The organism is Ancylobacter mangrovi, from assembly GCF_024752355.1.
In the GTDB taxonomy this organism is placed as follows: Bacteria; Pseudomonadota; Alphaproteobacteria; order Rhizobiales; family Xanthobacteraceae; genus Ancylobacter; species Ancylobacter mangrovi.
In genome coordinates, this window is record NZ_JANTHZ010000001.1 from 868,577 (window position 1) to 891,730 (window position 23,154).

18 protein-coding genes are annotated in these 23,154 nt (G+C 70.7%); 3 read left to right on the top strand and 15 right to left on the bottom strand.

Annotated elements, in window-relative coordinates; translation table 11 throughout:
• Positions 1 to 219 precede the first annotated feature (219 nt).
• The gene (locus tag NVS89_RS04090; RefSeq protein WP_258731208.1) at positions 220 to 1,743 is read right to left on the bottom strand and encodes a glycosyltransferase family 39 protein; all 1,524 of its coding nucleotides are present in this window, start codon (positions 1,741 to 1,743) and stop codon (positions 220 to 222) included.
• 8 nt (positions 1,744 to 1,751) lie between these two features.
• A complete protein-coding gene (gene rnhB, locus NVS89_RS04095) occupies positions 1,752 to 2,486 on the bottom strand; it encodes a ribonuclease HII (RefSeq protein ID WP_258731209.1) in 735 nt (244 codons plus the stop codon).
• A gap of 282 nt (positions 2,487 to 2,768) precedes the next feature.
• Here rnhB and NVS89_RS04100 point away from each other — a divergent pair, with 282 nt between their 5' ends.
• Positions 2,769 to 3,392 carry a MarC family protein gene (locus tag NVS89_RS04100; protein ID WP_258731210.1) on the top strand — a complete coding sequence of 208 codons (624 nt, stop codon included), beginning with the start codon at positions 2,769 to 2,771 and terminating at the stop codon, positions 3,390 to 3,392.
• Positions 3,393 to 3,419: 27 nt separating this feature from the next.
• On the opposite strand, the gene NVS89_RS04105 is transcribed toward NVS89_RS04100, so the two are convergent.
• The 5 genes from NVS89_RS04105 to NVS89_RS04125 all read right to left on the bottom strand — a co-directional run bounded on the left by NVS89_RS04105 (position 3,420) and on the right by NVS89_RS04125 (position 8,024).
• Positions 3,420 to 4,301, bottom strand: coding sequence for a dienelactone hydrolase family protein (locus NVS89_RS04105; protein ID WP_258731211.1), 882 nt, complete (start codon positions 4,299 to 4,301; stop codon positions 3,420 to 3,422).
• Between the two features lie 276 nt (positions 4,302 to 4,577).
• Positions 4,578 to 6,215, bottom strand: a complete 1,638-nt coding sequence (gene groL, locus NVS89_RS04110) for a chaperonin GroEL (RefSeq protein WP_258731212.1) — start codon at positions 6,213 to 6,215, stop codon at positions 4,578 to 4,580.
• A gap of 95 nt (positions 6,216 to 6,310) precedes the next feature.
• A complete protein-coding gene (groES, locus tag NVS89_RS04115; protein ID WP_258731213.1) occupies positions 6,311 to 6,607 on the bottom strand; it encodes a co-chaperone GroES in 297 nt (98 codons plus the stop codon).
• A gap of 262 nt (positions 6,608 to 6,869) precedes the next feature.
• On the bottom strand, positions 6,870 to 7,379 hold the full coding sequence (locus NVS89_RS04120; RefSeq protein WP_258731214.1) for a phasin: 510 nt from the start codon (positions 7,377 to 7,379) through the stop codon (positions 6,870 to 6,872).
• A gap of 258 nt (positions 7,380 to 7,637) precedes the next feature.
• Positions 7,638 to 8,024, bottom strand: a complete 387-nt coding sequence (locus NVS89_RS04125; RefSeq protein WP_258731215.1) for a phasin family protein — start codon at positions 8,022 to 8,024, stop codon at positions 7,638 to 7,640.
• A 291-nt stretch (positions 8,025 to 8,315) separates the two neighbouring features.
• Between NVS89_RS04125 and NVS89_RS04130 the strand changes: the two genes are divergently transcribed.
• Positions 8,316 to 11,336 carry a PAS domain-containing sensor histidine kinase gene (locus NVS89_RS04130; RefSeq protein ID WP_258731216.1) on the top strand — a complete coding sequence of 1,007 codons (3,021 nt, stop codon included), beginning with the start codon at positions 8,316 to 8,318 and terminating at the stop codon, positions 11,334 to 11,336.
• A gap of 18 nt (positions 11,337 to 11,354) precedes the next feature.
• On the opposite strand, the gene NVS89_RS04135 is transcribed toward NVS89_RS04130, so the two are convergent.
• Complete coding sequence (locus NVS89_RS04135) at positions 11,355 to 13,187, bottom strand: AsmA family protein (protein ID WP_258731217.1); 1,833 nt, start codon at positions 13,185 to 13,187, stop codon at positions 11,355 to 11,357.
• Between the two features lie 231 nt (positions 13,188 to 13,418).
• Between NVS89_RS04135 and NVS89_RS04140 the strand changes: the two genes are divergently transcribed.
• Positions 13,419 to 15,386, top strand: coding sequence for an acetoacetate--CoA ligase (locus NVS89_RS04140; protein WP_258731218.1), 1,968 nt, complete (start codon positions 13,419 to 13,421; stop codon positions 15,384 to 15,386).
• A gap of 31 nt (positions 15,387 to 15,417) precedes the next feature.
• On the opposite strand, the gene NVS89_RS04145 is transcribed toward NVS89_RS04140, so the two are convergent.
• The 7 genes from NVS89_RS04145 to thrC all read right to left on the bottom strand — a co-directional run bounded on the left by NVS89_RS04145 (position 15,418) and on the right by thrC (position 23,005).
• Positions 15,418 to 17,091, bottom strand: a complete 1,674-nt coding sequence (locus tag NVS89_RS04145) for an ABC transporter permease (protein WP_258731219.1) — start codon at positions 17,089 to 17,091, stop codon at positions 15,418 to 15,420.
• 52 nt (positions 17,092 to 17,143) lie between these two features.
• Positions 17,144 to 18,193 carry an extracellular solute-binding protein gene (locus tag NVS89_RS04150; protein WP_258731220.1) on the bottom strand — a complete coding sequence of 350 codons (1,050 nt, stop codon included), beginning with the start codon at positions 18,191 to 18,193 and terminating at the stop codon, positions 17,144 to 17,146.
• Between the two features lie 214 nt (positions 18,194 to 18,407).
• A complete protein-coding gene (gene bfr, locus NVS89_RS04155) occupies positions 18,408 to 18,884 on the bottom strand; it encodes a bacterioferritin (RefSeq protein WP_258731221.1) in 477 nt (158 codons plus the stop codon).
• Positions 18,885 to 19,001: 117 nt separating this feature from the next.
• The gene (locus NVS89_RS04160) at positions 19,002 to 19,445 is read right to left on the bottom strand and encodes a (2Fe-2S)-binding protein (protein WP_258731222.1); all 444 of its coding nucleotides are present in this window, start codon (positions 19,443 to 19,445) and stop codon (positions 19,002 to 19,004) included.
• Between the two features lie 166 nt (positions 19,446 to 19,611).
• Positions 19,612 to 20,268 (bottom strand): GNAT family N-acetyltransferase, encoded by a 657-nt coding sequence (locus tag NVS89_RS04165; RefSeq protein WP_258731223.1) that lies wholly within the window; start codon positions 20,266 to 20,268, stop codon positions 19,612 to 19,614.
• Positions 20,269 to 20,288: 20 nt separating this feature from the next.
• Positions 20,289 to 21,599 (bottom strand): M16 family metallopeptidase, encoded by a 1,311-nt coding sequence (locus NVS89_RS04170; RefSeq protein WP_258731224.1) that lies wholly within the window; start codon positions 21,597 to 21,599, stop codon positions 20,289 to 20,291.
• The gene (thrC, locus tag NVS89_RS04175; RefSeq protein WP_258731225.1) at positions 21,596 to 23,005 is read right to left on the bottom strand and encodes a threonine synthase; all 1,410 of its coding nucleotides are present in this window, start codon (positions 23,003 to 23,005) and stop codon (positions 21,596 to 21,598) included. The genes NVS89_RS04170 and thrC overlap by 4 nt, the downstream gene beginning before the upstream one ends.
• Positions 23,006 to 23,154: the final 149 nt, after the last annotated feature.

Here is a 23,154-nt window from a genome sequence, read left to right on the forward strand (position 1 = left end):
TCGCTTTAGGGGGCTGCGCGTCGCAGGGTAGGTCCCGCGCGTCTCGGGCGGCCTCCTCCGCAGAATGGGAAGCCCGGGCCGACGCCGCGCATCCTCCAGCCACTAGGGGTCGCAGGCGCTCAGGCTACCCCGCGACCGCGTGCTCCGGCCCCATCCTGCGCGTCGGACTTTCCCTAACCGCGTCGTCCCCTGAAACGCTCGCCCGCACCCTCGCCGGCCTCACTTCGGCGCGGGCGGGGGCACCACCGCCCAGCCGACCCGCACCGGGTCCAGCCGGCCGGCGATTGCCCAGGGCACCACGATCGGCGCCTGCGGCTGCAGGTCCGGCCACAGCTCGCGCAGCCCGTAGGGCGGCCCGCCATTGGCGCTGAGCACCGGCCACACCAGCACCATGCCCTCATGCGCGGCGAGGTGGTTCACCGTCGCCGAAGCCTGCGCCGGCCCGGCCTGCGGCATCAGCACCGGCCGGGCGGAGCTGGCGAGCGCGATCGGCGCCGCCAGTGCAGTGACGCCGCCGATCGCGCCCGGCGGATGGCCGAGCCGCCGCGTCGCCGCCTCGGTGAGCGGGCCGGCGACCGCGCGGGCGGGGAAGTTGACGGCCTGCCCTCTCCGGCCGACCTGCGGCGCGCCGAGCGTCACCAGCGCCGTCACCACCGCCGGCGCGGCGACGCAGGCGAGCCAGAGCGGCGCCATCGCCCGGCGCCGGTGGATCCCCGCCACCTGCCCGCGCCAGGCCACCAGCAGCACCGCGAGCAGCGCCGGCGCGGGCGTGCCCCACACGGTCTGCCGCTCGCCGAGCGCGGCCAGCGCCAGCGCGGCGAGCAGCGGCACGATGCCCATCACCGCCATGAAGACCGGCGCAAAGTCCGGCACCGGCCCGCGCGCCAGCGTCGGCACATCCTCGCGCGCCCTGTCGCCGCCTCCCCGCTCGCCGGCGCGCGAGGAGATCAGCACCAGCAGCGCGCCCGGCACGCTGGCGAGCACCAGCCCGGCCAGCAGCGTCGCCGCCGGCACCATGGACGAGCCCCCGGCCGCGGCTCCGCCTGCCGCACCCAGCGTCGGCACGGGCGGGGGAAAGCGCACCGTCCACAGTGCGAACGGAATGAGGAAGGTGAGGCCCATCGCCACCGGCTGCACGATGTCGCGGGTGCGCAGCGCCGCCCGGCCGGCCGGGGTTAGCGCGATCAGCAGCGCCGCCGCCAGCACCACGGCCCAGCCCGACCAGCCGGCGAACAGCGCGATGCCGCCCGCCGCCGCGAGGGCCGGCCAGGCATGGCTCTTGCGCTCGCCGATCAGCCGCCAGCTCTCGAGCACGACCCACAGCACGGCGGGCAGTGCCAGCCGGTCCGGCGCGTAGGGGTCGAGCGGCAGGCCGATCCCCTCCACCGCGACGAAGACCAGCGCCGCCGCGCCGCCCATGGCGCGCCCGAGGAAGCGCGAGGCGAGGCGGTAGGCGAGCCCCGCCGAGGCCAGCATGGCGAGGGCGAACAGCGCATAGACCGCCCACAGGCCGAGCCCGTCCAGCGCCAGCCAGCTCAACCCCGCCGCCAGCGGCCCGCCGGCATCGGCGGCGACGCGTCCCGCGCGGGCCGCCAGCAGATATTGCGTCAGTTCCAGCGGCGGCGAGGCGAAGACCAGCAGCGGCAGCGCCACCCAGAGCAGGCCGAGCGCACCGCCCGCCATCCGCACCGCCAGACCGGGGCGCGCGCGCAGCGCTTCGATCCAGAGCGCCGACCAGAGCATGGCCGCGCCTAGACGCCGTCGGCCAGCGCCACGGGGCGCAGCACCGGATCGCGCCGTTCCGCGCCCGGCTCCGTCTCGACCGCTCTCGTCTCGACAAGCACCGTCTGCGCGAGCTCGATTTCCAGCGCCCGGCGCGCGCGCACCGGCGCGAAGGAGGTGCGGTGGTGGCGGCAGGTGCCGAGTGCGGCCAGCGCCTCGGCGTGCTCGGGCGTGCCGTAGCCCATGTGGCGCTCGAAGCCGTAGCCGGGATGAGCGAGGCCGAGCGAGGCCATCAGCCGGTCGCGGGTCACCTTGGCGACGATCGAGGCGGCGGCGATGGAAGCGACCAGCGCGTCCCCGCCGATGATCGCCCGCGCCGCGCAGGCGACCGGCGGCAGGTCGTTGCCGTCGACCAGCAGCAACCGCGGCGCGCGCGGCAGGCCGGCGGCGGCGCGCGCCAGCGCCCACAGCGTCGCCTGCCGGATGTTGTCGCCGTCGATCCGCGCCGGCGGGGCGAAGGCGAGCGACACCTCCGCCGTGGCGCAGATCTCCTCGAACAGCGCCTCGCGCTGCGCCGCCTTCAGCTTCTTGGAATCGTCGAGCCCCTCGGGCACCCGGTCGCGATCGAGCACGACCGCGCAGGCGACGACCGGCCCGGCCCATGGGCCGCGCCCGACCTCGTCGACCCCCGCCACCGGCACATCGCCCGCCAACCACGCCGCGGCTTCATGGGTGAAGTCCGGCTTCTGGCGTATGATCGTCATCTCCTGCCCTCGCGACTCGTCCGGGGCAGGATGCCGGCCGGCCGGCCGCGAGGCAACCGGGCCGGCGGGGCCATGCCCGCTCACAGGGGCATCGGCGTTCCGGATCGGCGTCGATGACGTCCATGCTGTGTCATTCATGACGCTGTGACGTTCATCAGGCTGTGACATTCATGACATGGCAAGCATGGCATGCGATCCATGTCGCGGTGCCGGCGGCACGGCGCCCAGGGCGGGCAGCACAAGGGCGCGGCGGTCACGGCCCGGCGCGAGGGGGAAAGACGGATGAACTTGTCGGAACATCTTCAGGAATTCGTCACCCTGTGGGTGGTCATCGATCCGCTGGGGACGCTTCCGGTCTTCATCGCCGTCACCGCCACGCTCGACGCCGCCAACCAGCGCAAGGCGGCCTTCATCTCCATCATCGTCTCGTTCTGCGTGCTGGTGTTCTTCGCCCTGGCGGGAAGCTCGCTGCTGCGCTCGATGGACGTATCGATCAACTCGTTCCAGATCGCCGGCGGCATCGTGCTGTTCCTGTTCGCGCTGACCATGGTCCACGGGTCGAACCATTCGGACACCCACGCCTCGGCCGAGACCAATCCGGTGGACATCGCCATCTACCCGCTGGCCATGCCCTCCATCGCCAGCCCCGGCGCCATGCTGGCCGCGGTGGTGCTGACGGACGACGCCCGGCACAATTTTCCCGACAAGATGATGACCATCGTCACCTTCAGCCTGGTGCTGTTGGTGGCGCTGGCGATCATGCTCGCCGCCGGGCCGCTGATGCGCTTCATCGGGCGCGGCGGCGCGGCGGTCATCAGCCGCGTCATGGGCATGCTGCTCGCCGCCCTCGCCATCGACCTCGTGCTCAGCGCGCTGTCGAACTGGCTCAAGCTTCCCCCGATCTGACCGCCGGCCGCGCCGGCGTTTCCGCGCTCAGGTCTCCACCGGCGGCGGCACGCCGAGATGCTTGGCGAGGAAATCGGAGGTGCGCCCCCAGGCGAGCTCGGCCGCCTTCGGGTCGTAGCGGGTCGGGCTGGTGTCGTTGTTGAAGGCGTGGTTGACGCCCTCATAGACATAGATGGTGAAGTCCTTGCCGGCCTCCTTCAGCGCCTTCTCATAGGCCGGCACGTTCGCGTTGATGCGGTTGTCGAGCCCGGCATAGTGCAGCAGCAGCGCGGCCTCGATCGTGTCGACGTCGTCGAGCGGGGGCGGCATGCCGTAATAGGCGACGCCGGCCTTCAGCTCCGGGCTCGCCTCGGCGAGCAGGTTCACCATGCCTCCGCCCCAGCAGAAGCCGATCGCCCCGACCGAGCCGGTCGAGGCCTCGTTGTCCTTCAGGAAGGCGACCGCATCCACCGCCCGCTGCACCGTCGCCGCGCGGTCGAGCTCGGCGATCATGGAGCGCGCCTTGTCCTCGTCCTCGGGCGTGCCGCCATCGGCCGAGAGCAGGTCGACGCCGAAGGCGAGGTAGCCGGCGAGCGCCAGCCGGCGCGTCACGTCCTTGATATGCGGGTTCAGCCCCCGGTTCTCGTGGATCACCAGCACCGCCGGGCGTTTGGCGTCGGCGCGCCGGGCGCGCACGAGGTAGCCGCTGATGTCGTCCCCGCCGGAGGGGTAGCTCACCATCGCGGCGTTCAGCCGTGGATCGCCCTCCGGCACCATGGCCGCGCGGGCATAGTCATTGGTGAGCAGGGGCAGCAGGGCCGCGGCGGCCGCGGCCGAGCCCGCCAGCGTCCCCAGCCGGTCCATGAATCCCCGGCGGTCGATCTGGCCATGGGTGAACCGGTCGTAGAGATCGATGATGCGTTGGTCCATCGGCACGCCTCCCTCTCTGTCCGCGGGAGGATGAGCCGCCTCCCGTCCGGGCGCACGTCGCAAGTGAGTGAACGTGGCAGAGCGAACGGCGCCCGCCCGCAACCATCTAAGGCGCGAACGGCCACGGGCCAGAGCGGCGACGCGGCCGGTGGTCGCCGCAAACGAAAAGAGCGCAGCTCGCGCCGCGCCCTTTCCAACTCGATGAAGGCTTCCTGCCCCGAAGCCGGGCCCGCCCGGCTTCGGCACTCGGTAACCGCAGGGGCGGTTGGATTTCGATCAGAAATCCATACCGCCCATGCCGCCGCCCGGCATGGCGGGGGCAGAGCTCGCGGGCTTCGGCAGTTCGGCGACCATCGCCTCGGTGGTGATCAGCAGGCCGGAGACCGACGCGGCGTCCTGCAGCGCGGTGCGCACGACCTTGGCCGGATCGACGATGCCGGCCGCGATCATGTCCACGAACTGCTCGGACTGGGCGTTGAAGCCGAAGTTCTGGTCCTTCGACTCCAGCACCTTGCCGACCACGATCGAGCCCTCGACGCCCGAGTTCTCGGAGATCTGCCGGATCGGCGCCTCGAGCGCCTTCAGCACGATCTTGATGCCGGCGGCGATGTCGGCATTGTCGCTGGAGAGCTTCTCGACCGCCTTCTTGGCGCGCAGCAGGGCGATGCCGCCGCCCGGGACGATGCCTTCTTCCACCGCGGCGCGGGTGGCGTTGAGCGCGTCGTCCACGCGGTCCTTCTTCTCCTTGACCTCGATCTCGGTGGCGCCGCCGACGCGGATCACCGCGACGCCGCCCGCGAGCTTGGCGAGACGCTCCTGCAGCTTCTCACGGTCGTAGTCCGAGGTGGTCTCCTCGATCTGCGCCTTGATCTGCGCGACCCGGCCCTCGATGTCCTTCTTCTTGCCGGCGCCGTCGACGATGGTGGTCTTCTCCTTCTCGATCAGCACCTTCTTGGCGCGACCGAGCATGTCGAGGCCGACCGTCTCGAGCTTGATGCCGAGTTCCTCGGAGATCACCTGGCCGCCGGTGAGGATCGCGATGTCCTCGAGCATGGCCTTGCGACGGTCGCCGAAGCCCGGCGCCTTCACGGCCGCGACCTTCAGGCCGCCACGCAGCTTGTTGACGACGAGCGTGGCCAGGGCCTCGCCCTCGACGTCCTCGGCGATGATCAGCAGCGGCTTGCCGGACTGCACCACCTGCTCCAGCACCGGCAGGATCGCCTGCAGGCCCGACAGCTTCTTGTCGAAGATGAGCATGTAGGGATCTTCCAGATCCACGGTCATCTTGTCGGGATTGGTGGTGAAGTAGGGGGAGAGGTAGCCGCGGTCGAACTGCATGCCCTCGACCACTTCGAGCTCGGTCTCGGCGGTCTTGGCTTCCTCGACGGTGATGACGCCCTCGTTGCCGACCTTCTGCATCGCGCCGGCGATCATCTCGCCGATCGAGGCGTCGCCATTGGCGGAGATGGTGCCGACCTGGGCGACTTCGCCGGTCGACTTCACCTTCTTGGCGCGCTTGACGATGTCGTTGATCGCCTCGACCACGGCGAGGTCGATGCCGCGCTTGAGGTCCATCGGGTTCATGCCGGCGGCAACCGCCTTGGCGCCTTCCTTGACGATGGCCTGGGCCAGCACGGTGGCGGTGGTGGTGCCGTCGCCGGCGAGGTCATTGGTCTTCGAGGCCACTTCGCGCACCATCTGCGCGCCCATGTTCTCGAACTTGTCCTCGAGCTCGATCTCCTTGGCGACGGTGACGCCGTCCTTGGTGATGCGCGGGGCGCCGAAGCTCTTCTCGATGACGACGTTGCGGCCCTTCGGGCCCAGCGTCACCTTCACCGCATTGGCGAGGATGTCGACGCCGCGCAGCATCTTGTCGCGCGCGTCACTGGAGAATTTTACGTCCTTGGCAGCCATCTGGCCTACTCCTGAAAGGGGTTGCTCGCGAACCCCCGTGGCGGCGCCGTGTCGGGCCGGCCGGGTCCGCGCGTCCTGGTCGGATTAGCCGGCGTTCAGCCGACGATGCCCATGACGTCCGATTCCTTCATGATCAGGAGGTCCTGACCGTCGATCTTGACCTCGGTGCCGGACCACTTGCCGAACAGCACCTTGTCGCCGGCCTTCACGTCGAGCGGGACCAGCTTGCCCGCCTCGTCGCGCGCGCCGGGGCCGACCGCGACCACTTCGCCCTGGGAGGGCTTTTCCTTCGCGGTGTCGGGGATGATGATGCCGCCGGCGGTCTTCTCTTCCGCGTCGAGGCGCTTCACCACGATACGATCATGCAGGGGGCGGAACTTCAGCTTGGCCATTGATGGCTCCTCGGGTCATCCTGTCACGCGCCGCCTGGGCGCTCGGGTGCACGTCTAGCACTCTTCCAGAGCGAGTGCCAAAAGCGCAGCGGAGATAGGCAGGCCGCGAAAGGGAGTCAAGCCGCGCGAGGCGTCGAAATCCGGCGGCGGGCGCGAAAAGGCCCGGCCCGGAAAGGCGGCATGAAAAAACCCGGCCCGCAACGCGGACCGGGCTTGGCGCGGCGAGGCCGCGCGGAAGGGACGGAAGCGGGGCGAAACGCCCTCAGGCCGCCGACTTCTTGATGGTCTTCTCGACCGAAGCCTTGATCGGCTCGGCGGTGTCGGTCGCCACCTTCTGGGCGATGGACGAGAGTTCCTTCGCCTGCGCCGACATCACGTCGAACTGCTTGCGCATGTGGCCGGTCGAAAGCTCGACCGCCTCGGACACGCTCTTGGCGCCGAGCAGCGCGCCCATGTAGTCGAAGGCCGCGTTCACGTTGGTGCGCAGGGATTCCAGCGCCAGCGTGTTGTATTCGGTCACGCCCTTGGAGGCGGTGGTGTAGGTGTCCTCGAGGAGGTCGGTGGTCTCCTCGGCGCTGTTCTTCAGTTTCTCATAGGTCTCGCGCGCGCTCTGCACGCTCTTCTCGGCCATCTCGCGCATGACCGCGGGGACCTCGAGCGACGCCATGTCGATCTTCGGAAGCTCGAATTTGGCGAACGCAGCCTCGAAAGAGGGCGGGGCCGCCTTCGCGCTCTTCTTGGGGGCAGGCGTGACGGGAGTAGCCTCAGCCATTTCTTCTCTCCTCATCGCGGTGACAACCAGGAAGGTCGCGATCGTTCCCGCGTCGACGATCGCACCTTGCGCGTGGAAGACGCGACACCCGATGATGAGCGGGGGTCCTTCCTGACGTCGCACTCCCTAATTGTGCATTGCAATATCATATTGCAATGCACAATCAACCCCGGATGACTGATTTTTCTGCAAGGCCGCCCCGGTACGGCCCATTTGCAGGGCGCCCGGCCCTCTTTTCTCAGCCCTGCTTGTTGGGCCCTACTTCTTCGGCTTGGCGCCGGGCGTGCCCATCGCGGCCGCCGAGGCGCCGTGCTCGCCGAGCACCTTGGCCTGCTCGGTCAGGCGCGCGGCCTGCTCGCGCACGAAGTCGGCCTGCAGGCGCGGCCAGTCGTCGAAACTCTGCGCCCTGGCGATACGGGCCGCGAAGTCGAAGGCGGCGGCGATGTTCGCCTCGGCGAAATCGAGCGTCGTGCGGCCGATCTCGCGCACGTTCTCATGCGCAGCATCGACCTGCCGGCCGGCGTCGTCCAGCGCCTTGTGCGCTGCATCGATGACGCCGTCGATCGCCACGCGGGCCTGGTCGACGCCCTGCTCGGCGAATGTGCGCAGTTCCTCGGGAATTTCCGGTTTCAGATCACTGGGCATGGTGACACCTCCGCTCTCGACGCCCAATCGTACAATCAGCCGTTCGGCGCTTTCTATTCGCGTAGGCGCCTACGACCAAAGTATAATGCTTCTGGCAGGACGCAACGATAATCGCCGCGTGACGGGTCGCATTGGTTGCCTGCGGTTAACCGGCTTCAGTCGCCACCGGTTAACCTGAAACTGCGAAGCCGGCGTGACGCAGGGCCCCCGGCGTGGCGCGGGAGCACCGCCGCCATTAAAGTAACTCGGGTGCCGGGTGTAAGGAACACGGCGGCAGGCGTTCTGGTGGGCATGAGTATTCCTACGGACGGTCGACATAGCGGGCAGTCCCAGGCGGACGGCGAACTGCGCAGGCGCGCCGAGGCTTCCCTCGGCGGCGCAGGCGCGGCCGTGCTGCTGCGCGCGGACGGCTCGGCGCTCGCCGCCAATGCCGGCGGAAGGGCGCTGCTCGGCGCCGCGGGCAGCGCCGAGGCGCTCGCCGCCGCCGCGCTCCGGCTGCTGCCGACGCTGCGCGCCGACCGCCCCGCGCGGCTGGAGCGGCTGCGCCTTCCCGGCCGTCTCACCCCGGCGGTCTTCGCCTGCTCGCTCGTCGCCGCCGGGTCGGCGCGGGCGGTGCTGATGGTCACCGGCGACGTAGCCGGCATGCCCGAGCCTTCCGCCGAGCCCGCCACGCCGGACGTCTTCGCGGCCCCCCAGCCATTCGTGCCGACGCCTCCGGCCGCCGGGCCGGCTTCCCTCCCCGCCTCCGCCACGGCCACATCGGCGGCAGCGCCTTCTTACGCGCCCGCCGGCAGCGGCACGGGCGCGGCCCTGCCGCAACGCTTCACCTGGCGCACCGGCCTCGACGCCCGCCTCAGCCATGTCGACCCGCGCCTCGCGGACGCGCTCGGCTGGTCGGCCGAAAGCCTCGGCGGGCATGACTGGCAGACGCTGGGCGCGCCCGGCGCCCACCGCGCGGTGCTGGACGGGCTGAGCTTCAACCATCTGCCGGTGCTGGTGCCGACCGCGCGCGGCGACGCGCTCGACATCGAGCTCGGCGGCGCGCCGATCCGCGGCGAGGGCATGCGCGGCTTCGGTGTCGTGCGCGGCCGCCGCGCCGCGCCGCAGCCCCAGACGCCTGCTGTGCCGCCTGTGCCCGCCGCGCCGCCCGCGCCACCGGCGTTCACGCCTGCGCCCATCGCGCCCGCTCCCTTCGTGCCCCCGGCCGAGCCTGCTCCGCCCCCGGCTGCCGAGCTGACGCCGTTCACGCCACAGGCCCCCGTGACGCCGCCGGCACCGCTGCCGCCGCCGCAAACGCAATCACCGCCGCCTGCGCCCCCCGTCGTGCCGCCGGCCGAGCCTGCTTCCCCGGAGTCGCCGCCCGCCGCCGCCCCGCCCGCCGCTGCCCCGCCATCGCCCGCGCCCTCCAGCGCGCCGAACGTGGTGCAGCTCCACGGCGAGCCCCCGTCCGCGACCCCTTCGGCGACCCCGCCGGCGGCCGTGCCGCCGTCCGGCTCCCGGCCCGAGAGCATCCGCGCCTCGTGGGAGGGGCTGTCGACCGGCGAGCGCAACGCCTTCCGCGAGATCGCGCGCGCGCTCGGCGCAAGGCTCGAGGGTGAGGAGGACGCGCCCGACTTCCTCAGCGGGGAGAGCGCCGCATCCGGCGCGTCCGCAGCCGAACCCTCCGCGCCCGAACCTTCCGCGCCCGGAGAGCCCAAGGCGTCGCCCTTCGCCCGCACGCCCGCGAGCCAGATCACGCCCAGCCAGATCACGCCCAGCCAGATCCCTGCCAACGACGTCACCTCCCCGCCCGCCTCGCCGGCCGGGCCGGAGGGCCTTCGCCGCGTGCTGGCGGATGGCGAGCGCCCGGTGCTCGACCGGCTGCCGCTCGCCATGCTCGCCTTCCGCGGCGACCGTCTGCTCTATGCCAACCGCGCCCTGCTCGACTGGACCGGCCATGCCGACCTTCCGGCGCTGGAAGCGGCGGGCGGGCTCGCCGGCCTGTTCGGCCACGCGCCCGAGCCGGCCGACACCGGCGCCGCGCGCACCGGCGCGCTCACCCTGCTCACCGTCCATGGCGAGCCGATCCCGGTCGAGGCGCGGCTCATCTCCGCGCCGTGGGAAGGCGGGACGGCGATGCTCTACGTGCTGCACCGGGTCGAGGCGGTCGCCGACGAGCGCCTGCGCCAGGCCGAGCTGGCGCTGCGCGAGGCCGAGACCTCCGAGCGTGAGCTGCGCGCCATCCTCGACACCGCGACCGACGGCGTGGTGCTGATCGACACCGCCGGCGCCATCCTGTCGATGAACCATCCCGCCGAGGCGCTGTTCGGCTTCGAGGCCGGCGAGGTGCAGGGCGAGAACTTCACCATGCTGTTCGCGCCGGAGAGCCGGCAGGCGGCGGTCGACTATCTCGACGGCCTCGCCTCCAACGGCGTGGCGAGCGTGCTCAATGACGGGCGCGAGGTGATCGGCCGGGTGCGCGAGGGCGGGCTGATCCCGCTGTTCATGACGGTGGGGCGGATCGGCGAGGACCCGTCGAAGTTCTGCGCCGTGCTGCGCGACATCACCCAGTGGAAGCGCGCCGAGGAGGAGCTCACCGAGGCCAAGCAGCTCGCCGAGCGCGCCAACCTCGCCAAGTCCGACTTCCTCGCCAAGATCAGCCACGAGATCCGCACCCCGCTCAACGCCATCATCGGCTTCTCGGAAGTGATGATGGAGGAGCGCTTCGGGCCGATCGACAACCAGCGCTACCGCGACTATCTGCGCGACATCCACGCCTCGGGCGGGCACCTCATCTCGCTCATCAACGACCTGCTCGACCTGTCGAAGATCGAGGCCGGCAAGCTCGACCTCTCCTTCACCAGCGTGCCGCTCAACGAGATCGTGCAGCAGTGCATGGGCATCATGCAGCCGCAGGCCAATCGCGAGCGGATCATCATCCGCTCCTCGCTCGCCGCCGACCTGCCGCAGGTGGTGGCGGATGCGCGCTCGATCCGGCAGATCGTGCTCAACCTGGTGTCGAACTCGATCAAGTTCACCCGCCCCGGCGGGCAGGTGATCCTCTCCACCGCGCTGACCGAGAACGGCGAGGTGGTGCTGCGCGTGCGCGACACCGGCATCGGCATGTCGGAGACGGACGTGTCGATCGCGATGGAGCCGTTCCGCCAGCTCGCCACTTCGGGCCGCTCGGGCTCGGGCGGCACCGGGCTCGGCCTGCCGCTGACCAAGGCGCTGGCGGAAGCCAACCGCGCCAGCTTCAACATCCGCAGCGCGGTGGATGTCGGCACCATCGTCGAGATCACCTTCCCCTCGACCCGGGTGCTGGCGTCGTAGCGCCGCCCGGCGCTAGCGTCAGGGGTTCGCCGAGCCAGAGACGCCGAGCGGGTCCAGCGTGTTCAGCTTGTCGCCGAACAGCGCCCGCGCCGCGCCCGAGCGGCGGATCAGCAACTGCGCGTCGGGCAGCACCACCGGCCGCTCCCAGTCGCCGCGCACGATGAAGGGCAATTCGAACGAAGCCACCTGCGTGCCCGCTTCCTTCGAACCCATCAGCGTCGCCTCCCCGCTCAGGTCGAGGTCGCGCCGGGCGATCGAGCATTTACCGTTCATCGCGATCCGCAGCCGCGAGCTCTCGACCTCGAACTTCGCCAGCCGCGCGATGCCGCCGGCAATGGTCGCCGACAGCTCGATGCTGTCGAACGGCGTGCGCCCGCCCCTCAGGTCGCCCATGCCCGACAGCGGGCGCTTCGCCAGCCGGTCGAGGATACGCCCGACATCCATGCCGACCAGCGCGCCGTGCGCGCCCGAGAGCGTGAAGTCGCCGTCGAGCCCGGTGACGATCTGGGCGATGCTTTCGCCCGCGCCGCCGGCGGTGAGGTGGAAGCTGCCCTTGCCCTCCAGCCGCTGCGAGCGGAAAATGTCGCCGAACGCCTTGGCGAAGGCGACATCGTCGCCGGCGAGGTCGACCCGCGCATCCGCGCCGGCGCCGTTCGGCCCGGGCGCGACATGGATCGCGGCGCGGAAGATGCCGTCCCAGGCCTCGGCCTCGCCGATCGCCAGCGAAAGCTTGCCGTTCTTCAGCACCGCGCTCGCGGCCATGCGGCGGAACTGCGAGTTGCCCGCGCGCACCCGTGTCGCCGAGAGCCGCAGGTCGAGGTCGAGCCGCGCGAGGCGGGACAGGTCGAGCGGGTCGTCGCTCCAGGTGCCGTCGTCGGAATCGAAGATGGTAAGCTGACCGTAGGGCGTCAGGTCGACCGATTCGCTCGCCAGCGAGCCCTGCACGATGCTGCGCCCGTCCTCCAGCCGCAGGTTGAAGCCGCCCTCGCTGACATTGCCGTCGAGCTCGAGCCGCGCACTGGACAGCGCTGCGCCCTGGTCCGACATCAGCGCCTGCCCGCGCAGCGCGAACGCGCCGAAGCCCTGCTCGGTCGGCGCGTCGAGGCCGAGCCATTCCAGCGTGTCGCGAAGCTTGCGCGAGGACATGGCGAGCTGGCCCTCGGCCACCGGGCCGCCGGCGAGCTTCACCGAACCGTCGAAGGAGAACTCGGCCGGCGGGCCGGAGGCGGAGAGCCGCAGGCCGGCCCCGCCGCCGGCGGCGAGGCGGGCGACGTCCGACAGGGCGAAGTCGACGTCGAGCGGCTCGCCGCGCCAGGTGAGCTTGCCCTTGAGCGCGACCTCCTTCATCCCCTGCCAGGCGAGGCGGACGTCGGCGCGCGGGATCACCACCTCGCTGACATTGCCGTGGCGCACCAGGAGCTGGCCGTCGGTGACGCGGATGTCGGCGTCGAGCCGGCTGGTGCCGAGGCCCGCCACCAGGGCGGAGAAACCGTCGAGGCTGGCCTCGCTGCCGACGATGCTCAGTTCGGGCGAGGCGAGCTCGATATGGTCGGCGCGCGCCTGCCCGGTCAGCAGCGGCAGCAGGTGCAGCACGACCCGCAGGCGCGGCACCATCAGCCGGGAGTCGCCGTCCTCGTCATCGACCGTGAGATCCTCGGCGGTGATCGCCGGCCAGGGCAGCACCGAGAAGCCGACCGGCCCCTCGATGCGCGGTTCCCGGCCGGTCGCCGCGCGCACCGCCGCCACCGCCTCGGCGCGCAGCCGCGCGTCGGAGGCGAGCTTGGGTGCAAAGGCTGCCGCGGCGAGCACCAGCACCACGGGCAGCAGCAGGATCGGAACGAGTTTCTTCATAAAGCGATCGGTGGCGTCCCCTGTTCATGCGCGTACAGCACCCGGACGCAGGCACGCAAGCGCGGAGGCACGCCACGGTGGGAAATGCCAGCCGGCGGACGGCGCAACATCTTGTGTCTCTGTGTCTGTTTGATGGCCTGACAGACGCCGAGGCGGGCGCTATGAATCCGCTGGCGCCATGCGGCCCGGCGACGCAGAACGCGCCGGCCGACCTGAACACGGAGGAAATCGATGAGTGCGGCGAGTGATGAACCCCTCTGGAAACCGAGCCCGGAGAGGATCGCCCGCAGCGCGGTTACCGCCCTCGTCCGCACCGTCAATGCGCGCCACGGCACGGCGCTGACCGACTTCCGTGATCTCCACGCCTGGTCGGTCGCCCATCCCGGCACGTTCTGGGAGGAGGTGTGGGATCTGGGCGACATCATCGGCGAGCGCGGCGCGACCGCGCTGGTCGACGCCGAGGCGATGCCCGGCGCCCGTTTCTTCCCCGAGGCGCGGCTCAACTACGCCGAGAACCTGCTGCGCCCGCGCGGGCGGGACGAGGTGGCGCTGGTCTTCCGCGGCGAGGACAAGGTCGAGCGGCAGGTGAGCTTCGGCGAGCTGTGCGACCTGGTCTCGCGCCTGCAGCAGGGGCTGCGCGCGGCCGGGGTCGGGGTCGGTGACCGCGTCGCCGCCACCATGCCCAACATGCCCGAGACCATCGCCATCATGCTGGCGACCACCTCGCTCGGCGCGATCTTCTCCTCCTGCTCGCCCGATTTCGGCGAGCGCGGCATCCTCGACCGATTCGGGCAGATCGCGCCCAAGGTCTATTTCGCCTGCGACGGCTACTGGTATTCGGGCAAGCGGGTCGCCATCGGCGACAAGCTGAAGAGCGTGGTGCCGCACCTCGCCGACACAGCCGCGACGGTGATCGTGCCCTATCTCGGCGAGGCCGCGGAGGTCGCCGCCGGCCTGCCGAACGGGGTCGCGCTCGACGCCTTCCTCGCGCCCCACGCCCCGGCCCCGCTGGTGTTCGAGCGGCTGCCCTTCAACCACCCCGCCTTCATCCTGTTCTCCTCCGGCACCACGGGCGTGCCCAAATGCATCGTCCACGGGGCGGGCGGCACGCTGCTGCAGCATGTGAAGGAGCACCGGTTGCATTGCGACCTCGCGCCCGGCGACCGGCTGTTCTACTTCACCACCTGCGGCTGGATGATGTGGAACTGGCTCGTCACCGGCCTCGCCAGCAACCTCACCCTGTGCCTGTTCGACGGCTCGCCCTTCGCGCCCGGCCCCTCGGTGCTGTTCGACTATGCCGAGAAGGAGGGCTTCGCGCTGTTCGGCACCTCGGCGAAATACATCGACTCGCTGCGCAAGGAGGGTCTGAAGCCCGGCGAGACGCATGATCTCTCGAAGCTGAAGGCGCTCACCTCCACCGGCTCGCCGCTGGCGCCGGAGAGCTTCGGCTACGTCTACGAGGCGATCAAGCCCGACCTCCACCTCGCCTCGATCTCGGGCGGCACCGACATCGTTTCCTGCTTCGTGCTCGGCGACCCCACCGCCCCGGTCTACAAGGGCGAGATCCAGGCGCCGGGCCTCGGCATGGCGGTCGAGGTCTGGTCGGACGAGGGCCGGCCGGTGGTCGGCGAGCGGGGCGAGCTGGTCTGCACCAAGCCCTTCCCCTCCATGCCGGTGATGTTCTGGAACGACCCGGACGGGGCCAAGTACCACGCCGCCTATTTCGAGCGCTTCGACAATATCTGGTGCCATGGCGACTTCGCCGAATGGACCCATCACGGCGGCATCATCATCCATGGCCGCTCCGATGCCACGCTCAACCCGCAGGGCGTACGCATCGGCACCGCCGAGATCTACGCCCAGGCCGAGCAGGTGCCGGAGATCGTCGAGGCGCTGGCGATCGGCCAGGAATGGGACAATGACGTGCGGGTCGTGCTCTTCGTGCGGCTGAAGCCGGGCGCGGTGCTCGACGCGGAGCTCGAGAAGCGCATCCGCACCCAGATCCGCACCGGCGCCAGCCCGCGCCACGTGCCGGCCAAGATCGTCGCCGTGGCCGACATCCCGCGCACCCGCTCCGGCAAGATCACCGAGCTCGCCGTGCGCGACGTGGTGCACAACCGGCCGGTGAAGAACACCGAGGCGCTGGCCAACCCGGAATCGCTGGAGCTCTACCGCGACCTGCCCGAACTCGCGGTGTGAGGGCGGGAGGGCGCGGCCAGTCTGTCGCGCCCTATCCCTCGCGCGGGCGGGAGAGCCGCGCCAGCAGGATCACCGGCACCAGCCCGACCAGCACGATGAGCAGGGCGGCGAGCGCGCCGTCCTCATAGGTGCCGCGCGCGGCCTCGCCATAGACGTGGCTCGCCAGCGTCTCGAAGTTGAGCGGGCGCAGCATCAGCGTCGCCGGCAGCTCCTTCATGCAGTCGACGAACACCAGCAGCGCCGCGGTGCCGAGCGCGGGGCGCAGCAGCGGCAGGTGGATGCGCCGCACCACGCCGGGCGGGCGCTCCCCGAGGCTGCGCGCGGCCATGTCGAGCGTGGTGCCGATCCGCCCATAGCCCGCCTCCAGTCCGCCGACCGGGATCGCCAGGAAGCGGATGACATAGGCGAGGACCAGCGCCGCGCCGGAGCCGGAGAGCAGCAGCCCGGTCGGCACCCCGGTCAGCCGCGCGCTGGTCGATGAGACCCAGTTGTCGAAGGCGGCGAGCGGCACCAGCAGGCCCACCGCCAGCACCGTGCCGGGCACCGCGTAGCCCAGGCTCGCCAGCCGCGGCACCAGCCCGCCGCGCAGCGCCCGCACCCGCAGCGCCACGGCGACGATGAGGCCGCAGCCGAGCGCGGCCAGCGTGCCGAGCCCGGCCAGCAGCGCAGTATTGGCCGCCTCCTGCCAGATGCTCGCGGGCACGCCGTGGAACAGCCAGCGCTTCCAGGCGGTGTGCGCGAGGTGCCCGGCCGGCAGCAGGAAGCCGAGCGTCACCGGCACCAGGCAGGCGAGCATCGCCAGCATCCCCTGCCCGCGCCCGAGGAGGCGGCGTGCCGGGGCGTGGGCGCGGGCGCCGATGGCGGCGATGCTGAGATGGCGCCGGCCCCAGCGCTCCACCATCACCAGCGCGAACAGGATCGCCAGCATGAACAGCGCGATCTGCGCCGCGCCGGGCAGGCTGGAGCGGTTCAGCCAGGTGGAATAGATCGACAGGGTGAGCGTCTGCACGCCGAGGAATTCGGAGGCGCCGACATCGTTCACCGTCTCCATCAGCGCCAGCGTCACGCCTACCGCGATGGCGGGGCGCGCCAGCGGCAGGGCGATGCGCAGGAACGTCTCGCCGGCCCCCGCGCCCAGCGTGCGCGCCGCGTCGAGGATCGAGGCGGTCTGCATCAGGAAGGCCGCGCGGGCGGCGAGATAGACATAAGGGTAGAGCACCAGCCCCAGCAGCACGATGCAGCCGGGCAGGTTGCGCACCTCCGGCAGCCACAGGTCGCGCGGGCTCTTCATGCCGAGCAGCGAGCGGATCAGCGTCGGGATCGGCCCGAGCGGGTGGACCGCGTCGACATAGACGAAGGCCTGGATGTAGGTCGGGATGGCGAGCGGCAGCAGCAGCGCCCATTCGAACAGGCCGCGCCCGGGAAAGCGGCAGACCGCGACCAGCCAGGCGGTGCCGGTGCCTATGATTCCGGCCAGCACGCCGACGCCGAGCGCGAGCAGCACGGTCTCACCCAGCGCGTGCGGCACCACATGGCGCAGCAGATGCGGCCACAGATCGCCCGAGCCCTGCGCGGCGGTCCACACCAGCGCGGCGAGCGGGAGCAGTACCAGAAGCACCACCGCCCCCGACGCCCCGCGCAGCAGGCGCGCGCCCGTCGGCGCGCCTGCGCCCGCGCTCGCCGGCGATCGTGCCGCCACGCTCACGGGCGGCCCGCCGCGCCGCGTGCGCCCGGTCCAAGCATCGCCGGCCGGCGCGTCAATTGTCGAAACCGACCGTATCGACGAGGTCGGTCGCCGCCTTGCGCGCCTTGGCGACGGCGACGAGGTCGATATCGTCGATCTTCAGCGGGCCGAAGGCGGCGATGATCGGGTCGATCGGCGCCCCCGCCACCACCGGATATTCGAAGTTCGACTTGGCGTAGAGCTCCTGCGCCTCGTGCGAGACGAGATATTCCAGCAGCTTGACCGCGTTGTCCTTGTTCGGCGCGTTTTTCGCCACCGAGGCGCCGGAGATGTTCACATGGGTGCCGCCGCCCTCGAAGGTGGGCAGCACGACGCGGATCGCCGCCGCCCACTCCTCCTGCTCCGGCCCGCCCTTGCCCGAGCGCATCAGCCCCACATAGTAGGAATTGGCGATGCCGAGGTCGCAGATGCCGGCGAGGATGTCGCGGGCGTTCTCGCGGTCGCCGCCGGCCGGCTTGCGGGCGAGATTGGCCTTCACGCCCTCCAGCCACTTCTGCGCCGCCGCCTCGCCGTGATGGACGATATAGGCCGCGATCAGCGCCGTGTTGTAGGGGTGCTTGCCGGAGCGGATGCACAGCTTGCCGTTCCATTCGGGCGCGGCGAGATCCTCGTAGTGCAGCGCGTCGAGGCTCACCCGGTCCTTGGCGGCATAGGCGACGCGGGCGCGCATGGAGAGCGCGTACCAGCTGCCGTCGGCGCCGCGCAGATTGGCGGGGATCGCCGATTCCAGCACTTCGGAGCGCACCGGCTGGGTGATGCCCTGGTCGACGAGGTCGAGCAGCGCGCCGACATCGACCGTCATCAGCACGTCGGCGGGCGAGGCCGCGCCCTCGGCCTTCACCCGCTCGGCGAGGCCGTCCTTCACGAACACGCTGTTGACGCCGATGCCGGTCTTCTCGGTGAAGGCGTCGAACAGCGGCTTGGCGAGACCGATCTCGCGGGTGGTGTAGACGTTCACCACTTCCTCGGCCCGCGCCCCGACCGTGGCCAGCGCGAGGCCGGCGGCCAGAAGTCCGCCGAGGGCGAGCCGGCGGGCGGCCCGATGAGGGAGCTTGGCGGTCATGTCGTTCCTCCTGCGCGCGGGCGGCCCGGATGGCGGGGCGGCCCCTCGATATGGCTCGCCTGCCGCGGTAGGTCGAACATGACGCAACGTCAACAAAAAGCTTCGCGAGATCAATAGGTTGGAATTGATCTAAAGACGGCAGGCGCCCGCCGCCGGGCAAAGAAAAAGCCGGTCTCGCGACCGGCTTCCCCGTCTTCGGGTCGATGCCCGGCGCCTATTCGAAGCCGCCGATATGGTGCTGCGAGTAGAGCTGCAGGCCGAGCCGGGCGATCAGGTCGAGCTGGGTCTCGAGGAAGTCGATATGCCCCTCCTCGTCCGCCATCAGCTCCTTGAACAGGTCGCGGCTGGGATAGTCCTTCACCTCGGCGCAATAGGCCGCGGCTTCCTGATAGAGCGCGCGGGCCTCGATCTCGGCGGCGAGGTCGCACTCGATCACTTCCTTCACGTCCTGGCCGATGCGCAGCGGGTCGAGCACCTGGAGGTTGGGGAAGCCCTCGAGGAACAGGATGCGGTCGACGAACTTGTCGGCGTGCTGCATTTCCTCGATCGATTCGGCGCGCCACTTGGCGGCCATCTTCTTGAAACCCCAATTGTCCAGCATGCGGTAATGCAGCCAGTACTGGTTGATCGCCGTGAGCTCGGACCTCAGGCCGCGGTTGAGATATTCGATGACCTTCGGATCGCCCTTCATGGCCGCGACGTCTCCCTGAATTGATGTGACCGGAGTTTCTTTAGAATAATTCCAAGTATGAGGCAAGCCGAGAACGTCGCCGGCTACGGGTCCGGGCGGGACCCGCGGCGGCGCGGATTATTCGGCGGGAATCAGGGAAGCGTAGGCGTCGGCGCGGGCATGCGCGTGCGCGGTCTCGTCCGCCTCGGCGCGGCGCCGGGCCGGCTCGCGCGCCGGCACATGCTCATGCTCGTGGGCCGGCGCGTTTGCGCGGGCAGATTCGTGGGCGCGGACAGGCTCGTGCCCCTGCGAAGTCTCATGCGCGTGCGCCGTCGCATGCGCCGGCCCGTGCACGTGCTCATGGGCGTGGCCCGCCACCGGGCACTCGCGCACGCAGGCGCCGCAGGCGGTGGCGTTCACGTCGTCGATCAGCTTGCGGATCATGCGCGCGCAGCGCCCGCACTGCGCGCTGCAGCCCAGGCAGCGATAGACCTGGCCGGCCGTGCGTACCGAGGACTGGGTATCGTTCACCGCATCGCGGATCTGACGATCCGTAATCACGTTACAGGAACAAACAATCATCGCGGGGATGGACCAAGTGATCAGCTATTTAGAATTATTCTAAACTCTGCCTTTGTCTTATTTTCTCGCGCTATTCCCGCCGCGCGTCAATCGGGAAAACCCTATCTGGCGATCACGTGACCATATGAACGGGGAAATACCGGAGGTAACTTGTAGTCGTTCCAGACTAGCCGCCGCCATTGATGTCGTTTTCACTTTGCACGGGCACCAGGCTCGGCGTGTCCACCGCCTTGGGGCGGCCGATCGGGTCGCGGCCGAGCCGGGCGAAGAGCAGATGGTCCTGCCATTCGCCGTTGATGCACAGATATTCGCGGCCATAGCCCTCGCGGCGGAAGCCGGTGCCTTCCAGCAGCCGGATCGACGGCGTGTTGCTCGGCAGGCAGGCGGCCTCGATGCGGCGCAGGCCCAGCGCGCCATGGGCGAAGGGCAGCAGCGTGCGCACCGCCGCGCTCATATAGCCCTGCCCCGCGAAGGGGGCGCCCATCCAGTAGCCCAGACTCGCGGTCTGGGTGACGCCGCGCCGCACGTTGGAGAGCGACAGCCCGCCCAGCAGCGCCCGGTCGCCGGCGCGGAACACCAGGAACGGATAGGCGCTGTCCTCGCGCACATCGCGCGCATAGCGCCGGATGCGGCGGCGGAACGAGCCGCGGGTGAGGTCGTAGGTCGGCCACAGCGGTTCCCACGGCGTCAGGAAGTCGCGGCTCGCCTCGCGCAGGCCCGCCCAGGCGGTGAAGTCCGCCATCTGCGGCATCCGCAGCACGACGCCATCGCCCTCGATCAGGGTGGGCGGCTCAGGCCAGGAGACCGTGCGGAACAGCGACATGCGGGTGCGTGGAAACGAGATCAGCCAACCGACAGACGTTCCGCGATGCGGGCGGCGGATTCAAGGGGCTTTCCGGGGCCGAGCGCGGTGAAGGTCGGCCGCCCGCCCGCGATAAGCGCCCGGCCGGCGGCCCGCGCGTCCTCCAGCGTCACCGCCTCGACCTTGGAGACGATCTCTTCGAGCGGAATCGGCCGGCCGAAGGCCAGCATCTGGCGGGCGAGCTGGTCGGCCCGCGCGCCGGAGCTTTCCAGCGCCGCCAGCAGCCCGACCTTGGCCTGCGCCTTGGAGCGGGCGAGCTCGGGCTCGGTCATCTCCTCGACGCTGGCCGCGATCTGGTCGACCACCACGTCGACCAGTTCCCCGACATCCCCGCCATCGGTGCCGGCATAGACGCCAAACAGGCCGGTATCGGCATAGCCCCAGTGGAACGCATAGACCGCGTAGCACAGGCCGCGCGCCTCGCGCACTTCCTGGAACAGGCGCGAGGACATGCCCCCGCCCAGCACGTTGCAAAACACCTGCAGCGCGTGGATGCCGGGGTCCTTGTAGGAGAGCCCCTCCAGCCCGATCAGCAGATGCGCCTGCTCGAGCTCGCGCCCGCCGCCGATCTCGGTGCCGCCCTGGTAGCGGCCGGGCACCGGCTCGGGCTTGTCGCCGGCCGCGAAGCCACCGAGGCGCTTGGCCGCCTCCTCGACCAGCCGCTCGTGCTCGACCGCGCCGGCGCCGGCCACGATCATCCGCGCCGGCCGGTAGGTGCGGCCCATATAGGTGCGCAGCCGCGCCGCATCGAAGGAGCGCACGCTTCCCGGCGTGCCGAGGATCGAGCGGCCGATCGGCTGGCCGGGGAAGGCCCGCTCCTGGAACAGGTCGAAGACGAGGTCGTCCGGCGTGTCGAGCGCGGCGCCGATCTCCTGCACGATCACATTGTGCTCGCGCTCCAGCTCCTCGGCGTCGAAGGCCGGCTCGGCGAGGATGTCGGCCAGCACGTCGAGCGCCAGCGGCACGTCCTCGCCCAGCACACGCGCATTGTAGCTGGTGTGCTCGACGCTGGTGGCGGCGTTGATGTCGCCGCCCACCGCCTCGATCTCCTCGGCGATGTCGCGCGCCGAGCGCCGGCGCGTGCCCTTGAACGCCATGTGCTCGAGAAGGTGCGAGATGCCGTGCTCGTCGCCCTGCTCGTCGCGCGCGCCCACCCCGGCCCAGATGCCGAGCGAGGCGGTCGCCAGATGTTCCATGGCGTCGCTGATGACGGTCACGCCATTGTCGAGCTCGGTGATGCGCGGCGCCTTGGAAAAGATTCCGCTCCGCTGGCCGTTCGTGTCGCCGCTCATGCCGCCGGCTCCGCGGCGCGGGCGTGGCGGGCGACATAGGCCTCGATGGCGGCGAGGTCGTTGGGCAGGGTCGGCGTGCGCTCCTCGCGCCCCATCAGGTCGGCGAGGTGCGCGGGCAGCGCCGGCCGTTCGCCGCAGGCCCGCTCCACCGCGTCGGGGAACTTGGCGGGATGGGCGGTGGAGAGCACGATCTGCGGCACGTGCGGGTCGTGCGCGATCCGCTCCGCCACCGACACCGCCACCGCCGTGTGCGGGTCGATCAAATAGCCGCAGTCGCGGCGCACGGCGGCGATGGTCGCCAGCGTTTCCGCCTCGTCGGCGCGGCCGGCGTCGAAATCGGCGCGGATCGCCTCCAGCGCGCGCGCGGGCGGCGAGAAGGCGCCAGACTGGGCGAGCGCGGCCATCAGCCCGCGCAGCGCGCCGGCGTCGCGCTCCAACGCCTCGAACAGCAGCCGCTCGAAATTGGACGAGACCTGGATATCCATCGAGGGCGAGGAGGACGGCACCACCCCGGTCACCTCGTAGCGCCCGGTGCCGAGCGTGCGCACCAATATGTCGTTGACGTTGGTGGCGATGGTCAGGCGCGAGACCGGCAGGCCCATGCGCTTGGCGACATAACCCGCCAGCACGTCACCGAAATTGCCGGTCGGCACCACGAAGGAGACCGGCCGGTGCGGGGCGCCCAGCGCCACGCCGGCCACGAAATAGTAGACCACCTGCGCCACGATGCGCGCCCAGTTGATCGAGTTGACGCCGGCGAGCTGCAGCCGGTCGCGGAAGGCGTGATGGTTGAACATCGCCTTCACATGGGCCTGGCAGTCGTCGAACGTGCCCTCGACGGCGATGGCGTGGACATTGGCGTCCGGCACCGTCGTCATCTGCCGGCGCTGCACCTCGGAGACCCGCCCGGCCGGGTAGAGGATGAACACGTCGGTGCGCGCACGGCCGCGGAAGGCCTCGATCGCCGCGCTGCCGGTGTCGCCCGAGGTCGCCCCGACGATGGTGGCGCGCTGGTCGCGCTCCGTCAGCACGTGGTCCATCATGCGGCCGAGAAGCTGCATCGCCACGTCCTTGAAGGCGAGCGTCGGGCCGTGGAACAGCTCCAGCACGAAGCGGTTCGGCGCGATCTCCACCAGCGGCGTGGTCGAGGGGTGGCGGAAGGAGGCATAGGCCTCCTTGAGCATCGGCTTCAGCACCGCGGGCGGAAAGGAGGCGTCGACGAAGGGCGCGATCACCCGCGCGGCCACCTCGTCATAGGAGTGGCCGGCGAGCCGGGCGATCTCCGGCGCCGCGAAGGTCGGGAACAGCTCCGGCACATAGAGCCCGCCATCGCGCGCCAGCCCCGCCAGCAGCGCGTCGGAAAAGGCAAGGGCCGGCGCCTCGCCGCGAGTGGATATGTAGCGCACGCGCGCCTCCGCTAGGGCCGCCCCGGCACCGGCGCGACGCACGCGCAGGCCGGAACGGCGTATTCACAAGGAGCCGGAGTCTATCCCGCGACGACACGTGCGCGCGACACGCTCCAGGTGCGAATTGCGCGGCAACCTAGTGGCCGGCC

What these genes read in the sequence shown, in the direction of transcription:
- NVS89_RS04090 (WP_258731208.1), bottom strand. Translation starts at nt 1,743, where the DNA reads ATGCTCTGGTCGGCGCTCTGGATCGAAGCGCTGCGCGCGCGCCCCGGT.
- rnhB (WP_258731209.1), bottom strand. Translation starts at nt 2,486, where the DNA reads ATGACGATCATACGCCAGAAGCCGGACTTCACCCATGAAGCCGCGGCG.
- NVS89_RS04100 (WP_258731210.1), top strand. Translation starts at nt 2,769, where the DNA reads ATGAACTTGTCGGAACATCTTCAGGAATTCGTCACCCTGTGGGTGGTC.
- NVS89_RS04105 (WP_258731211.1), bottom strand. Translation starts at nt 4,301, where the DNA reads ATGGACCAACGCATCATCGATCTCTACGACCGGTTCACCCATGGCCAG.
- groL (WP_258731212.1), bottom strand. Translation starts at nt 6,215, where the DNA reads ATGGCTGCCAAGGACGTAAAATTCTCCAGTGACGCGCGCGACAAGATG.
- groES (WP_258731213.1), bottom strand. Translation starts at nt 6,607, where the DNA reads ATGGCCAAGCTGAAGTTCCGCCCCCTGCATGATCGTATCGTGGTGAAG.
- NVS89_RS04120 (WP_258731214.1), bottom strand. Translation starts at nt 7,379, where the DNA reads ATGGCTGAGGCTACTCCCGTCACGCCTGCCCCCAAGAAGAGCGCGAAG.
- NVS89_RS04125 (WP_258731215.1), bottom strand. Translation starts at nt 8,024, where the DNA reads ATGCCCAGTGATCTGAAACCGGAAATTCCCGAGGAACTGCGCACATTC.
- NVS89_RS04130 (WP_258731216.1), top strand. Translation starts at nt 8,316, where the DNA reads ATGAGTATTCCTACGGACGGTCGACATAGCGGGCAGTCCCAGGCGGAC.
- NVS89_RS04135 (WP_258731217.1), bottom strand. Translation starts at nt 13,187, where the DNA reads ATGAAGAAACTCGTTCCGATCCTGCTGCTGCCCGTGGTGCTGGTGCTC.
- NVS89_RS04140 (WP_258731218.1), top strand. Translation starts at nt 13,419, where the DNA reads ATGAGTGCGGCGAGTGATGAACCCCTCTGGAAACCGAGCCCGGAGAGG.
- NVS89_RS04150 (WP_258731220.1), bottom strand. Translation starts at nt 18,193, where the DNA reads ATGACCGCCAAGCTCCCTCATCGGGCCGCCCGCCGGCTCGCCCTCGGC.
- bfr (WP_258731221.1), bottom strand. Translation starts at nt 18,884, where the DNA reads ATGAAGGGCGATCCGAAGGTCATCGAATATCTCAACCGCGGCCTGAGG.
- NVS89_RS04160 (WP_258731222.1), bottom strand. Translation starts at nt 19,445, where the DNA reads ATGATTGTTTGTTCCTGTAACGTGATTACGGATCGTCAGATCCGCGAT.
- NVS89_RS04165 (WP_258731223.1), bottom strand. Translation starts at nt 20,268, where the DNA reads ATGTCGCTGTTCCGCACGGTCTCCTGGCCTGAGCCGCCCACCCTGATC.
- NVS89_RS04170 (WP_258731224.1), bottom strand. Translation starts at nt 21,599, where the DNA reads ATGAGCGGCGACACGAACGGCCAGCGGAGCGGAATCTTTTCCAAGGCG.